The organism is Flavobacterium resistens, assembly GCF_900182645.1.
Lineage (GTDB): Bacteria > Bacteroidota > Bacteroidia > Flavobacteriales > Flavobacteriaceae > Flavobacterium > Flavobacterium resistens.
Genome location: NZ_FXTA01000003.1, coordinates 52,957 through 68,041, shown reverse-complemented (window position 1 = coordinate 68,041; position 15,085 = coordinate 52,957). Strand labels below are relative to the sequence as shown.

The 15,085-nt window shown below is 33.7% G+C and carries 8 protein-coding genes; all 8 read right to left on the bottom strand.

Translation table 11 applies throughout. The features are described from left to right. Positions 1-72 precede the first annotated feature (72 nt). The 8 genes from FN795_RS11720 to FN795_RS11685 all read right to left on the bottom strand — a co-directional run bounded on the left by FN795_RS11720 (position 73) and on the right by FN795_RS11685 (position 14,960). Complete coding sequence (locus FN795_RS11720; RefSeq protein WP_142450779.1) at positions 73-2,484, bottom strand: alpha-ketoacid dehydrogenase subunit alpha/beta; 2,412 nt, start codon at positions 2,482-2,484, stop codon at positions 73-75. Between the two features lie 188 nt (positions 2,485-2,672). After that, positions 2,673-5,423 (bottom strand): gluzincin family metallopeptidase, encoded by a 2,751-nt coding sequence (locus FN795_RS11715; protein ID WP_142451294.1) that lies wholly within the window; start codon positions 5,421-5,423, stop codon positions 2,673-2,675. A gap of 270 nt (positions 5,424-5,693) precedes the next feature. Continuing rightward, complete coding sequence (locus tag FN795_RS11710) at positions 5,694-6,422, bottom strand: LOG family protein (RefSeq protein ID WP_035650835.1); 729 nt, start codon at positions 6,420-6,422, stop codon at positions 5,694-5,696. 411 nt (positions 6,423-6,833) lie between these two features. Further along, positions 6,834-7,748: a hypothetical protein gene (locus FN795_RS11705; protein WP_142450778.1), complete on the bottom strand. Its 915-nt coding sequence runs from the start codon at positions 7,746-7,748 to the stop codon at positions 6,834-6,836. A gap of 97 nt (positions 7,749-7,845) precedes the next feature. Continuing rightward, complete coding sequence (gene uvrA, locus FN795_RS11700; protein ID WP_142450777.1) at positions 7,846-10,677, bottom strand: excinuclease ABC subunit UvrA; 2,832 nt, start codon at positions 10,675-10,677, stop codon at positions 7,846-7,848. Between the two features lie 116 nt (positions 10,678-10,793). Continuing rightward, a complete protein-coding gene (locus FN795_RS11695; RefSeq protein ID WP_142450776.1) occupies positions 10,794-12,578 on the bottom strand; it encodes a chloride channel protein in 1,785 nt (594 codons plus the stop codon). A gap of 85 nt (positions 12,579-12,663) precedes the next feature. Then, positions 12,664-14,346, bottom strand: a complete 1,683-nt coding sequence (gene ggt / locus FN795_RS11690) for a gamma-glutamyltransferase (protein WP_142450775.1) — start codon at positions 14,344-14,346, stop codon at positions 12,664-12,666. Positions 14,347-14,375: 29 nt separating this feature from the next. Then, the gene (locus tag FN795_RS11685; RefSeq protein WP_142450774.1) at positions 14,376-14,960 is read right to left on the bottom strand and encodes an acyl carrier protein phosphodiesterase; all 585 of its coding nucleotides are present in this window, start codon (positions 14,958-14,960) and stop codon (positions 14,376-14,378) included. Positions 14,961-15,085 lie beyond the last annotated feature (125 nt).

Below are 15,085 nucleotides of genomic sequence, written 5' to 3'. Positions count from 1 at the left end.
TTACTTGGTCTATAAAATAAAAAAGCTCCAAAATTATTGGAGCTTTTCTTTTATCTAAAATATTCTAAATCCTTAGTATAAACTAGGAAATTTAGAAGGATTAACTTCATTCATCATGTTGTACACTTTCTCGAAAATATCTTCGGCAGAAGGTTTTGAGAAATAATCGCCATCAGTTCCGTATGCTGGTCTGTGGGCTTTTGCAGCAAGAGTTTGTGGTTTGCTGTCAAGATATTTGTAAGCGTCTTGTTCTTCTAAAATTTGCTGTAAAATGAATGCTGAAGCTCCTCCAGGAACATCTTCATCAATTACTAAAAGACGATTCGTTTTTGCTATACTTTTTACAATATCCTTATTGATATCAAATGGAAGTAAAGATTGAATATCGATAACTTCACAGTCAATTCCTAAATCTAATAATTCTGCTGCTGCTTGCTGAACTAATCTTAAAGTTGATCCGTAAGAAACTAAAGTAATATCTGAACCTTCTTTCATAGTTTCAATTACTCCAATTGGCGTTTTAAATTCACCAAAATTCAATGGCGCTTTTTCTTTTAAACGGTAACCGTTTAGACATTCAATTACTAAAGCCGGTTCATCACATTCTAAGAGTGTGTTGTAAAAACCTGCAGCTTGTGTCATGTCTCTTGGAACCAAAACGTGAATACCGCGAATCGCATTGATAATCATTCCCATTGGAGAACCAGAGTGCCAGATACCTTCTAAACGGTGTCCGCGCGTTCTGATGATTAATGGTGCTTTTTGTTTTCCGACAGTTCTGTATTGTAATGTAGCCAAATCATCACTCATGATTTGGATGGCATATAATAAATAATCTAGATATTGAATTTCAGCAATTGGGCGCAAACCTCTCAAAGCCATTCCGATTCCCTGACCGATAATCGTTGCTTCACGAATTCCAACATCGGCAACACGAAGTTCTCCGTATTTTTCCTGCATTCCTTCTAAACCTTGGTTTACGTCTCCGATGTTTCCAACATCTTCACCAAAAATTAAAGTTTCTGGATATTTAGCAAACAAAGCGTCAAAGTTGTCGCGTAAAAGCATTCTTCCGTCAATATCAGCTTTCGCATTTTCTCCATATTCAGGAAGTACTTTTTGAACTGAGAAAACATTTTTATCTGATTCAGAATGTAAGTTACTGCTGAATTTTTCCTGAGTTTCATTCAAGAATCTAGTAATCCATTCTCTTAAGATCACTTTACTATTTGGAATTTCAATAAAACGAAGAATCTTTCTCGCATAAACCAGTAATTCTTTTTTAAGTGGCGCTTTAATCGCACTTAATTCCGAAATATATTTTCTGATTCTGTCTTTGTGGTTGATACTTGCTTCTGCAATTTGTTCCAACAAAGCCAAAAGATTCTTTTGTTCTTCAATAATTGGATTAATGAAGGAATTCCAAGCTTCTTTTTTAGCTTCAAGAACTTCTTTTTTCAATTGAAAATCAATCACTTCAAGTTCTTCTGGCGATGCAATATTAATCGCAATCATCCATAAACGCATTTGACGAATACAGTCAAAATCTCTTTCCCAAGCCAATCTTTCTCCGTTTTTATAACGTTCGTGCGAACCAGATGTAGAGTGACCTTGAGGTTGTGTCAATTCATTTACGTGAATTAAAACCGGAATATGTTCTTCACGTGCAATTTGTCCGGCTCTTTCATATGTTGAAACTAATTCAGCATAATCCCAGCCTTTAACTCTAAAAATATCGTAACCCTTAGAATCTTCATCACGTTGATATCCTTTAAGGATTTCTGAGATATTTTCTTTTGTAGTTTGATGTCTGGCATGAACCGAAATTCCGTATTCATCATCCCAAACACTCATTACCATCGGAACTTGTAAAACTCCGGCAGCATTTATGGTTTCAAAAAACAATCCTTCAGATGTACTTGCGTTACCAATAGTTCCCCATGCAACTTCATTTCCGTTTACAGTAAATTTATCCTTGATGGTAATTCCGTCAACATTTCTGTAAATTTTTGAAGCCTGTGCTAATCCCAATAATCTTGGCATTTGTCCTGCTGTAGGCGATATATCTGAACTTGAATTTTTTTGTTTAGTTAAGTCTTTCCACGAACCGTCTTCGTTTAAACTGTGCGTTACAAAGTGTCCGCCCATTTGTCTTCCGGCAGACATTGGATCAAAATCCAAATCGGTGTGACCGTATAAACCAGCGAAAAATTGTTTTGGAGTCAATTCGCCAATCGCCATCATAAAAGTCTGATCGCGGTAATATCCTGAACGAAAATCACCGTTTTTGAAAGCTTTTGCCATTGCAAGCTGCGGTACTTCTTTTCCGTCTCCAAATATTCCAAATTTGGCTTTTCCTGTTAATACTTCTTTACGACCTAAAAGACTACATTCACGGCTAGTTACGGCAATTCTGTAGTCGTTCAATACCTCAGTTTTGAAATCTTCAAATGTCAAAGTAGTATTGCTTTTTTCTTTTATCATAATCTTTAATGGTCATGTTTAGACTGCGAAATTACTTAAAAACAATCAATAATCATAATTCTTTAAAATAAATATAATTTAATTATTTGTATTTAAAATCAAAAAACTACGTATTTTATTTATGTAATTTTCAGTGAAAAATCAATTTATATAATAATAATACAACTTTTTGTTTAAAATTTATTCGATTAGAACCATTTTCTAGTGAAAAGATTGAGTAATGTTTTTGGAGAAAAAGTGATTACAAATCGTATTTTTTCGTTGTAATTACTTTGTGCAATTTCCCATCCATTATTTGAATAAACCGGAAAATAGAGTTCAAAATAATCTGGAACCAAATTTAAACGAATACCACTGTCGTATGCAAAGAACTCTTTTTGATGTTTATTTTTCAGGAAACCAACATCTCCATAAACTTCAACCCAGTTCCAGATGGCATAACTGGCATTCATAGTTGTCATCCATTGATTTGCATATGATGGCTCTAATTGTGACTTAAATCCACCTTCGGCAATTACATATTGCTGACTGAAAAATCCCGTAGATTCTGATCGTCCAAAAAGATTATAATCAAATAAATAATCAGTCGGTCTGTCTAAACCAAAACTGAAATAATCTGAATTTGTTGTATTATAAAGGAACATTCCTGCGTATAATCGTAAATTTAATTTATGATTGTTTTCAAATAATCTTCGGTATTCAACTTCGCCTGAAAGTTTGCCGAAATCTCCAGAAAACTGAATATCATTCATATAACTGAAATGATTGACCAATTCTGTTTTTATGTTCGAATATCTCGCATTAAAAATAGAATAGTTTGGTTTTGAATTATCAGTAATATATTGACTTGCTTCACGATTTACAATTACCTGACGAAACATAATCAGCTGTTTTCGATTGTCTCTAAAGTTTTCTTCACGAATGCGCAATTGCACCATTGGGTTTAGTCTAAAATAAGCTGCATCGGGCGCATAATGAAAGTAATTCTGACTGATAGAATATCTAACATTATAAAGTGTGCTGTTTCTATAATATTGATTCCATGAAAATGCAGAAGAGCCTGATATTGTCCCTGCTTTAATAGAATAAGCGGGATTTATGTCAAAATTAAAGGGTTTGTCTAATATTGTTTTATTATGAAAACGAATTCCCGGCGTAAATCCATCATAATAGTTATAGGTCAAGGTCGGGATATATAAAATTTGATTGTAATAAGGATCTTCTAAATCTTTAGCAAAATTAAATTTGATTGGACGATTGGTAATCGCAATGCTTTTTAAGGATTTCCAGTTATTACGCTGATTGTATTCCGGAACTTCGTTGTCGTAATTCAGTACTAATTTGTCGGCATTTTTTCGCTCAAAATGATAAACAGAATCATTGTTTTTGGGTTCAATCCATTCCTTAAAAGCTATTTCGTTTTTCTTCATTCCATAAACTGGAATTGGTGCATAAACGCCTGTAACATTTTTTATTGAAAATTGAACGCTGTCTTTTGTTCTTGAAACATCAGTGAATTTATAATCAATAATATCACGTGATTCAATAATAGTTCTAAAAAACCACTCAATATTTTTATTGCTTTTTTTGTTCAGTATTGTTTCTAAATCATATCGATTCGTTTGTTGTGATTTATTCAGCGTATAAAATTCCTGAACACTTTCTGGAACAATATTATGGTTTAAATAATCATCTAAATAACTCAAACTTAAACCAGCGCGATATTTACTTGCTATTTGCTCGTTGAATTTAATAAGCGTATTTTTTGGATCACCAAGTGGCTGATCTAAATTTTTTCGCGCCATCAGCATATAATAATAGCTGTATTGCTCGTTGAAAGTCAGATTGGTAATGTTATAACTTTTAAAGAGTTTCATGTCCGAAAGCCTTCCCAGCATTTTTTGATCTAAATGGTTTTCTTCCATGTACTTCATCATCGCATAAATCTGAATTCCGTCATAAACCCAATTATCTTGTCTTGGATCTAATCGGAGACTGTTTTTTAGATAATTGTTCAGATAGGTTTTCAGAAACGTAATTTCAAATATAAATTCATCTGAAAACGGACTAATAAAGGAAGGAAGCTGATTCAATCCATAAAACGGATTTCGATCATAATCTGCCTGTGAAACAGTGATTTTTGAATGTGGGTATTTTCCAATAAATTGATTTGCAAAAGAAGCCACTCTGTTAATGACTATCGCTCTTTGAATTTCGTTCAGTTTTTTTGTTTTTAAATCCGAAACTACTTCTAAATTACCAGTTGTATAACTTCTGAAATTATTTTGTTTTTCAATAATAACATTAAAATCGGTTCTGTTAGTTCCTGAAAAAAGATAACTTGTAAACGAAGGATTTGATTCGTCTTTTGAAACCGAATCTAAATCTGTACTAATAGAATATTTTGCAGGAAGTTTTATTTCAAGCTGATAATCAACAACTGAATTGGCAATATCATCAAGATTGAAATTGTTGTTTTTTACAAAACGATGATTTTCAAATCGGGCAGGAGTTAAAAACCAGTTTTTTAAATTCATTCCGCCATTTTGATCAAAACCATAATGCGTGAATTTTGCACTCGGAATTTTTGCAATATACGTCAAATGCAAATCCATTTTTTCACCCGGACGCAGTTTTCGGTTTAGTTTTATAACAATAAAATCAGGGTTTTTATCTGTTCTTTCCCATTCGAGCGCCATATTATCAGAATCAGTAAGATTCAAAATAGTTGTATTTCCTCTTTCTTCAGGTTTTGCTAGATGAAAACCTCTATAAAATTCATCTGAAAATCGTCTCGCAAGCGGTGTATTTTTATCCGAAAAGGCATTGTTCCAATCATTCAAAACAATCGAAATCAATGAATCGTTAGAAGTATTGTAATACGTAATATCCTGTCTGACATTAAGCGTTTTAAGGTCGAGGTTAACCGCCACTTCCATCTTAGATTGATGTTGTGCATATTGTTTTATCGAACTCAATAAAACAAAAAACAGGATGATAATTTTAAAAAATGATTTCAAATAGTGGCGCAAAAAAATTATTGATATATATTAAGTAACGAGCATAAAGATGTTTCGGTTTTTTGTAAAAATAGCATAAAAAAAGCTGTTTTAAAAAACAGCTCTTAAAATTTAATCATATTATAAGTAAATGAAGTTGATACTGCTAAGTATCAGACAAATAGCTTATATGACTTATGTCGTGAAAAATTAGAAATTCGGACTCAAATCGTATTTCTTGTAGAATTTATCTAAAACATCAACAACTTCATCTTCAGTATCAACAATTTTAAATAAGTTCAAATCTTCTGGGCTTACGGTATGCATTTTTTCTACTAAAACCGTTTTTACCCAATCAATTAATCCTGACCAGAATTCAACTCCAACAAGTATAATTGGGAATTTTCCAATTTTCTTTGTCTGAATCAAAGTAATCGCTTCAAACATTTCATCCAAAGTTCCAAAACCTCCAGGCATAACCACAAAACCTTGCGAATATTTAACGAACATAACTTTTCTCACAAAGAAATAATCGAAATTCAGGTTTTTATCGTGATCGATATAAGGATTGAAATGTTGTTCAAAAGGCAGTTCGATGTTTAAACCAACTGAAGTTCCGCCTCCTAAATGCGCACCTTTATTTCCGGCTTCCATAATTCCTGGGCCTCCTCCCGTAATTACGCCATAACCAGCTTTACTAATTTTAAAAGCAATTTTTTCAGCCAATTGATAGTATTTTTCGTCCGGTTTTGTTCTCGCCGATCCAAAAATCGAAACGCAAGGTCCAATTCGTCCCATGCTTTCATAACCATTCACAAATTCGGACATGATTTTAAAAATCGCCCAGCTGTCATTGGTTCTTATTTCATTCCAAGTTTTTTGTTTTAAACTGTCTTGGATTACTTTATCTTCATCATTATCAAAATCTTCTAATCTCATTTTAGGTATTTTATAATTTATATTTTTATTTATGCCGATTCTTTTAGCTGTAATCCCAAGCGCAGTTAAAGGAGAAGGAGCTGATCCTGCTGTCCGCTATATCTTTTCCTGGCTAAAGAAGCCAGAAAAAGGATGCCGCTTCCATCAGGGCTAGGGCAATCGGTTTCAATTGAACAATTGGTTTAATCGAAACATTTTTATTTAAAGCTCAAATTTTTGAAAAAAGGCGGATGCTAAATTAACACTTTTTATTAGAATTGTTACAAAAAGAGAAGTTTAAAATCTGAATGCCGTCTTGTAAAATAAGGATTTTTTATTTTTTGATTCATTATCAGATAATTAAAAATACATTAATTTAAAAAGTGACAGCACTTAAAAGTAAAAGTTAAGAGGATTTGCTAATTGTTGTTTTCAATTCAAATTCTCAATTGTTATTGTTCTATAAGCGTCGCAATACGTTTTTTTTGGAATATTATTTCTGGTTCCCGGAACAAGAACTTGGTCAAATGATGTAATCAAGCGATCAATTTCGTTTTTAATAACGCTGTTTGGAGCGATCGAATTTACATGAACAATTTTTCCTTTTGAATCGATTGTGAAACGTGGCCTAAAAAGAATCTCGCCGCGAAGTTCTTGCTTGTTGATTGTCTTTAGAGAAATATTCTGCAAAATATAATCATATAATCTTTCATAAAGACAGTTGTTTATTTGCCAGTTTGTTTGAAGATTTTCACAACCTTTTACTGTTGGAAGCTGATCGACTACGGCATATGTGCTGGCTTTTATTATGGTGTTTTTGTTTTCCTTTGCCTTTGCAAATAGTTGAATGCTTATTCTTCCATGTTTATCAGCTTCTGTGAGAGCAAGTTTTTCCAGCGGATATTTCTTGAAAATCTCAACAACTTTTCTGTCTAAATCTTTATCTCCAGTATAAATTTTAAAGCCTGAGGCTTTGCCAGTTTTGCTTATTTCAAAAGTCAGCCGAATAGTGTAATTGTATTCGCTACGCGAAATATTTTTATACAAATAAGACCATTTAACTTCAGAGAAATCAATTTTTTTGAGAAGCTTCTTTTCAAGATATATTTTAAAAAAGTTTGCTAGATCACTATTTTCACTTGGTTTCGCTAAAGTCTGAAAAGTGTCGTTTTCGTTTTGATATTCCGCATCACTTTCTTCTCTAGTAAAATAAGGATTGTCAGATTGTGATTCTAAAACATTTTTAACCCGTTCACGAACAGCTTTACTTAGGCTATCTTTCTTTGTCTGTGCGTAATTGCTGAATGAGAATGTTACTATTGCAACGAATAATAAAACTGACTTCATTGTTTGATTTTTAATACTAAAATATAAAATTATTAGTATTAAAATTTAACAATGGAAAGAATCTTTGTCAAAGTTTTAAACTTTGACAAAGATGTATTTATTCTAACTCTTTCTTTAAAAACTTAGCCGTATAACTCTTTTTGTTATTCGCCACTTCTTCCGGAGTTCCTTTTGCAATCAATTGCCCGCCGCCTTTTCCACCTTCAGGGCCAATGTCAATTATGTAATCGGCAAGTTTGATAACATCCATATTATGTTCGATAACAAGAATTGTATTTCCTTTATCAACCAATTTATTGATAACATCCATTAAAACGCGAATGTCCTCAAAATGCAATCCCGTTGTTGGTTCGTCAAGAATGTAAAATGTGTTTCCAGTATCTTTTTTGGATAATTCTCCTGCCAATTTAATACGTTGTGCTTCACCACCAGAAAGTGTTGTGCTTTGTTGACCAAGCGTAATATAACCTAATCCAACATCCTGAATTGTTTTTACTTTTCTGTAAATCTTAGGAATGTTTTCAAAGAAAGGAACTGCTTCATCCACTGTCATATCCAAAACATCCGAAATAGATTTTCCTTTATATCTGATTTCCAAAGTTTCTCTATTGAAACGTTTTCCCTGACAAGTTTCACATTCTACATAAACATCTGGCAAAAAGTTCATTTCGATCGTTCGTACACCAGAACCTTCGCAGGTTTCACAGCGTCCTCCTTTTACGTTGAAACTAAAACGCCCGGCTTTATAGCCACGAATCATACTTTCAGAAGTCATTGTAAACAGGTTTCTGATTTCAGTGAAAACTTCAGTATAAGTTGCCGGATTCGAACGTGGTGTTCTTCCAATCGGACTTTGGTCGATATCAATTACTTTGTCAATATGTTCTAAGCCTTCAATTTTTTTATAAGGTTGCGGTTTTTTTACGCCATTAAAATAATAAGCATTCAGAATCGGATACAGCGTTTCATTAATCAAAGTTGATTTTCCGCTTCCCGAAACTCCTGTAACACAAGTTAATTGTCCCAAAGGTATTTCGATCGAAACATTTTTTAGATTATTTCCTGTTGCTCCAGTTAATTTTAAAAACTTTCCGTTTCCTTCGCGACGTTTTTTCGGAATTTCGAGTTTCATTTTACCATTCAAATATTGAGCAGTAATAGTATCTGATTTTAAAGTTTCTGCTGGAGTTCCAATACTGATAATTTCTCCGCCATATTTTCCTGCTTTAGGACCAATATCAATTACATAATCGGCCGTTTCGATCATGTCTTTATCGTGTTCAACAACAATTACAGAGTTTCCTATATCGCGTAATTGTTCTAAAGACTTGATCAATTTTTCGTTATCTCTTTGGTGCAAACCAATACTTGGCTCATCCAAAATATATAAAACACCAACCAATTGAGAACCAATTTGTGTTGCCAGACGAATACGCTGCGCCTCTCCACCAGAAAGCGATTTTGAACTTCGGCTTAAAGCCAAATAATTCAAACCGACATTCATCAGGAAGTTCAAACGGTCTTTGATTTCTTTTACAACTTCAGAAGCAATTAAAAGCTGTTTGTCAGTTAAATGACTATTTAGATCCAAAAACCAGGCTGTTAAATCTGAAATATCCATATCACACAATTCGGTGATATTTTTTTCATTTACTCTAAAAAATAAAGCTTCTTTTTTCAAACGAGAACCTTCGCAAACCGGACAGTCAATTTCGTCCATGAAATCTTTTGCCCAACGTTTTATGCTGGTTGTGGCGCTTTCGTCGTATTGATTTTTGATGAAATTAGAAATTCCTTCAAAATCGATTTTATATTCTCTAGTTACTCCAAGATCTTTTGAATTGATAGCAAATTTGTCTTTTCCACCATACAAAATCATGGTCATGGCTTCTTCCGGAATTTTCTCAATCGGATCCGTAATTTTAAACCCGAATTTTTCTCCAATGGTTTCTAATTGTTTGAAAATCCAAGAAGATTTGTATTCGCCAAGCGGAGCAAAACCTCCACTTTTTATGGATAATTTCGGATTCGGAATAATCTTTTTAACGTTGATTTCATGCACAGTTCCCAATCCGTTACAATGGGGACACGCACCTTTTGGTGAGTTGAAAGAAAATAAATTCGGTTCCGGATTTTGATATGAAATACCCGTTGTAGGACACATCAAGTTTCTACTGAAATAACGTACTTCATTTGAATCCTGATCTAAAATCATTAAAACATTTTCACCATGATGCATGGCTGTATTGATGCTTTCCGATAATCTTTTTTGAGTATCTGGATTGTCTTCAATAACCATTCTGTCTACAACAATCTCGATATCATGCGTTTTGTAACGGTCTAATTTCATTCCTGAAATCAAATCCTGAACTTCTCCGTTTACACGAACTTTTAGAAATCCTTGTTTGGTGATTTGTTGGAATAATTCAGCATAATGTCCTTTTCGGGCTTTAATAACTGGCGCCAGAATGTTAATTCGTTTTCCGTTATAATCCTGAATAATCAAATCTTTAATTTGTTCATCAGAATACGAAACCATTTTTTCGCCGGTATTGTAGCTATAAGCATCAGCACCACGCGCAAATAAAAGTCTAAGGAAATCGTAAATTTCAGTAATTGTTCCAACGGTAGAACGCGGACTTTTACTTGTCGTTTTTTGTTCAATTGCAATTACAGGAGAAAGTCCGTCGATTTTATCTACATCCGGACGTTCTAAACCTCCAAGGAATTGCCTGGCGTATGCCGAAAAAGTTTCAACATAACGGCGTTGCCCTTCAGCATAAATCGTATCAAATGCCAAAGAAGATTTTCCCGAACCAGATAAACCAGTAATTACAACCAGTTTTTCACGCGGAATAGATATATCGATATTTTTAAGATTATGAACTCTTGCACCAAGAACTTCAATAGTATTGTCTTTATCTAGCATAATTTTGAGCAAAACGCAAAGTTACCACTTTGATTTGTTCTTTTTGTGCTCGATAGCAAAAGTTTATGTTACAAATAGTAACAAAATAAGTAGCTCGATTAAAGTATTTTGATCATTTATTCAATCGTCATCGATCGCAGTTTCATTCTGTAAGCTTCAAGTGCAATTGATTTTGAAATGATACCATAATACTTTTCATTTCGAAGCACAGGTAGAAAAGCCGATTTTGAATTTTCGAACTTTGTCATTACGATTTCCATGCTGTCATAAGATGAGATGGTTGCAGCAGGAGTTTTCATAACATCTTTTATTTGTGTGTATTTTACCCGGTAAGCATTAAAAATGATTTCTCGGATGTCATTAAAATGTACAATTCCGACCAAATCTTTTTCGTTGTTGACAACCGGAAATACGACTTGATTAGAATGCGAAATAAGATCAACGAGCTTGCTTAAATTTTCATCAGGATGAACGGTAAGATAGTCACATTGAATAATAGTATCAATATCTAAAGTCGATAGAATATTAGAATCTTTGTTGCTGGTAAAGGCATGACCTTTTTTTGCCAGATTTTTTACGTCAAGCGAATATTTCTCAAAACGTTTAGAAATCGCAAAACTAATTGATGAAACGATCATAAGCGGAATCATAAGTCCGTAACCTCCGGTGATTTCGGCAATAAGGAAAATTGCGGTCAATGGCGCATGAAATAATCCGCTCAAAATTCCAGCCATTCCAACCATAGTAAAATTACTGATTGGCAAATGCGATAAACCGGTTAAACTTATCAATTTTGAGAAAAAATAACCCAAATAAGAACCAAGAAATAGAGAAGGAGCAAAATTTCCTCCGTTACCACCGCTACCAATTGTAAGCCCGGAAGCAAAGACTTTTACCATCATGGTACAGCCTATAAACAAAAGCAATACCCATTGATTGTTTCTAAAATTAGCAAATAAAGTATTGTCTAATAATTGCCCAGGATCACTTTCAGATAAGGTTTTAATGCTTTCGTATCCTTCACCAAATAATGTTGGAAAAACGAAAATCAGCAAAGCCAAAAGCGATGAACCTATCAAAGCTTTTTTATAAGGATCAATCTGCATTTTGCCAAAATAATGCTCAACACGCTGAAAATTTCTTGAATAATATATGGCAGCTAAACCGGTCAAAATTCCTAATATCACATAAAAAGGAATATTATGATAATTAAAAGTTTCTTGTTTTTTGAACGACAGTAAAATAGTTTCATCTAAAACAATTGCAGAAACCAAAGCACCCGTTGCCGCAGAAATCATAATTGGCGTAAAGGCAGAAATACTCACATCGACTAATAAAACTTCAATTGCGAAAAGAACTCCCGCAATTGGAGCATTAAAAGCAGCAGCAATTCCGGCAGCAACACCGCATCCAATTAATAAAGTTCGGTCTTTATAAGCTAATTTATAATTTTGGGCATAATTTGATCCAAAAGCGGCTCCTGTAATTACAATTGGGCTTTCTAATCCGGCAGAACCTCCTAAACCAACAGTCAAAGAGCTTGTAACAATCTGCGCATACATTTGTTTTTTCGGGATTATACTTGCTTTTTTTGCAACTGCATATAATATCTGCGAAGTTCCTTTTTGGATTGTTCCGTTTAAAACTTTTTTAATAACAAGAACAGTCAATAAAATTCCAATTATTGGAAGTATACTGTTGATGAAACTTAATTTTAAAGTCCCGTTGATATAAGTTGCAAATGAAAAAACGCTATGCGCAAAAGTTTTCAAAACAATTACAGCAAAAGCGCATGAAATACCGACTAACACACTCGATAAAAAAATAAATTGCTTTGGCGTCAACAAGGATTGAGCTAATGCAATAATGCTTTCTAGTTTTCGAAAAAGTCGTTTTATCATAATTTTATTACAAAGTTACCAGGGGATACAAATTTAGCTCTAAACATTCAATTTTGTATAATTTTTTGATGTAAATCTTTTTGATTTAAAATCCTGCAGCTTTGTCATCACCGCGAAAATCGGCACCTCCTTCAAGAGTATTGTCTGGCAAAACTAAAATTGCATCCACTTTACCAATTACGGGCGTCGTTTTTTCGTTGATCAAATATCCTTTTGCTTTTAAACTTTCTAATGTTTTGTCACTGAAAGTTTTAGGTTCGAAAGTAATTAAATCCGGCAACCATTGATGATGAAAACGTGGTGCATTTACAGCTTCCTGCATGCTCAAATTATATTCGTAAACATTTAAAATAGTTTGCAATACAGAGGTAATAATGGTTGATCCGCCTGGAGAACCTACCACCATATAAAGTTTTCCATTTTTTTCTACAATAGTTGGTGTCATGGAGCTCAGCATTCTTTTTTGTGGCGCAATGCTGTTGGCTTCGTTTCCAACTAATCCAAACATATTTGGAGATCCTGGTTTTGCACTAAAATCGTCCATTTCATTGTTTAGGAAAAAGCCCAGTTCATCGCAATAATATTTTGAACCAAATCCGTCGTTGATTGTGGTTGTGGCTGCAACAGCATTTCCAAATTGATCTACAATCGAGTAATGCGTTGTTTCTGTGCTTTCGCTATACGTGATTTTTCCTTCTTTAATATCCGATGATAAAGTGGCTTTTTCGGAATTGAAATTTGACATTCGTTCTTTTAGGTAACTGTCTGATAAAAGTCCGTTTATTGGAATTTTTACAAAATCAGGATCGCCTAAAAACTGGCTTCTGTCAGCATATGCTCTTCTTTCAGCTTCTACAATAACTTGTATAGACTTCTCAGAATTATGACCCATTTTTGAAAGATAAAACGGTGAAACCATTTTCAGGATTTGTGCAAGACAGATTCCGCCGCTGCTTGGCGGTGCCATCGAAGTTATTTTTAAATCTTTATAGTCAAATTGAAGCGGTTTTCTCCATTTTGCTTCATAAAGTGCCAAATCTTTAAGCGTAATAATTCCGCCTTTTTTCTTTAAATAATCAACTAAAATTTGTGCTGTTTTGCCTTTATAAAATTCATCTTTTCCATTTTTCAGAATTCGTTTTAAGGTATTGGCAAGTGCAGGATACTTTATGGTGTCTTTTTCTTTGAAATTTCCAGCCATAAGTGTATTTGGACCATTAGCTTTTACAATGGCGTCATGGTAGGATTCAAGTTGTTTTTGTTGTTTTAATGTTACTACAACTCCTTTTTCGGCAAGGGCAATTACAGGTTTTAAAATTTCCGACATTGGCAGCGAACCTAATTTTTTGTGAACTGCAAAAACTCCTGCGATTGTTCCAGGAACTCCAATTGCCAAAGCTGTTTCGGTACTTTTTCCTTTTATGACATTTCCGTCTTTATCCAAAAACATATTTTTTGAGGCAGCGAGCGGTGCTTTTTCTCGATAATCAAGACTTCCAACTTCACCGTTTGCTTTTCTGTAAACCATAAATCCGCCTCCGCCAAGATTTCCTGCATATGGGTACGCAACAGCCAATGCTAATTCTGTAGCAGCCATTGCATCAAACGCATTGCCGCCTTTTTTCATTATTTCAACACCAATTTTTGAAGCTTCTTCGCGAGCCGAAACAACCATTGCTTTTGAAGCGGTTAAACCTGTTGGATGGACAGCTTGCTGTGCAAAACTGTACAACGATATAAAAAAGAATAAAAACGAAATTTTTTTCATAACTGAAACTATAATCTATCGGTTTGAATTTATAAGGAGATTAATTTTTGATTGGCATGCAAACGAAGATCTTCAAAAAACAGCGTGAATTCCTCTTCAAATTCGGTATAAAACTCTTTTAGTTCTTCGCTGGCATATTGCATTTTTGACATGTTTTTCGATCTTCGATCCATTTGTGTGAGGATTTGGTGAATTCCTTCTACTGTTCTATAACTTAAAAGCCAGTTTCTTTCGATCATATAAGGCATCAAACCTTGTGTTTTTTCGGTTAAAATCGAATAATTTTCATCTAAGGATTTATAAAATCGGTTTATAAAACTTTCCAGATTTTCATCCGAATATTTTGTCCAGTTTTTGGCTAAAAAATGATCATAGACAATATCCACAATTACGCCTGCGTAATGATGGTATTTTTCATGTAAACGCTTGGTGCTTTGTCTAAAAATATCATGAGAATCAGTATAAGTATCTATAAATCTATGCAAAAGAATTCCTTTTTGAACATCTTTTGGGAAATGCTCAAATTGTTTTCCGCGAATGCCATCGGCCATAAAATTACCAATTTTGATCAAATCATTATCGCCTGAAAGATATATGTGGGCTAGGAAATTCATTTTTTTAAGATACTAAGGTTCTAAGATACTAAGTAATTAAGTTTTTTAGCAAATGTGTTTTTAAGATGCTAAGGCTCTAAGATACTAAGGAACTATGTTATTTTAGTAAATGTATGAAAAGTTTT

What these genes read in the sequence shown, in the direction of transcription:
- FN795_RS11720 (WP_142450779.1), bottom strand. Translation starts at nt 2,484, where the DNA reads ATGATAAAAGAAAAAAGCAATACTACTTTGACATTTGAAGATTTCAAA.
- FN795_RS11715 (WP_142451294.1), bottom strand. Translation starts at nt 5,423, where the DNA reads ATGGAAGTGGCGGTTAACCTCGACCTTAAAACGCTTAATGTCAGACAG.
- FN795_RS11710 (WP_035650835.1), bottom strand. Translation starts at nt 6,422, where the DNA reads ATGAGATTAGAAGATTTTGATAATGATGAAGATAAAGTAATCCAAGAC.
- FN795_RS11705 (WP_142450778.1), bottom strand. Translation starts at nt 7,748, where the DNA reads ATGAAGTCAGTTTTATTATTCGTTGCAATAGTAACATTCTCATTCAGC.
- uvrA (WP_142450777.1), bottom strand. Translation starts at nt 10,677, where the DNA reads ATGCTAGATAAAGACAATACTATTGAAGTTCTTGGTGCAAGAGTTCAT.
- FN795_RS11695 (WP_142450776.1), bottom strand. Translation starts at nt 12,578, where the DNA reads ATGATAAAACGACTTTTTCGAAAACTAGAAAGCATTATTGCATTAGCT.
- ggt (WP_142450775.1), bottom strand. Translation starts at nt 14,346, where the DNA reads ATGAAAAAAATTTCGTTTTTATTCTTTTTTATATCGTTGTACAGTTTT.
- FN795_RS11685 (WP_142450774.1), bottom strand. Translation starts at nt 14,960, where the DNA reads ATGAATTTCCTAGCCCACATATATCTTTCAGGCGATAATGATTTGATC.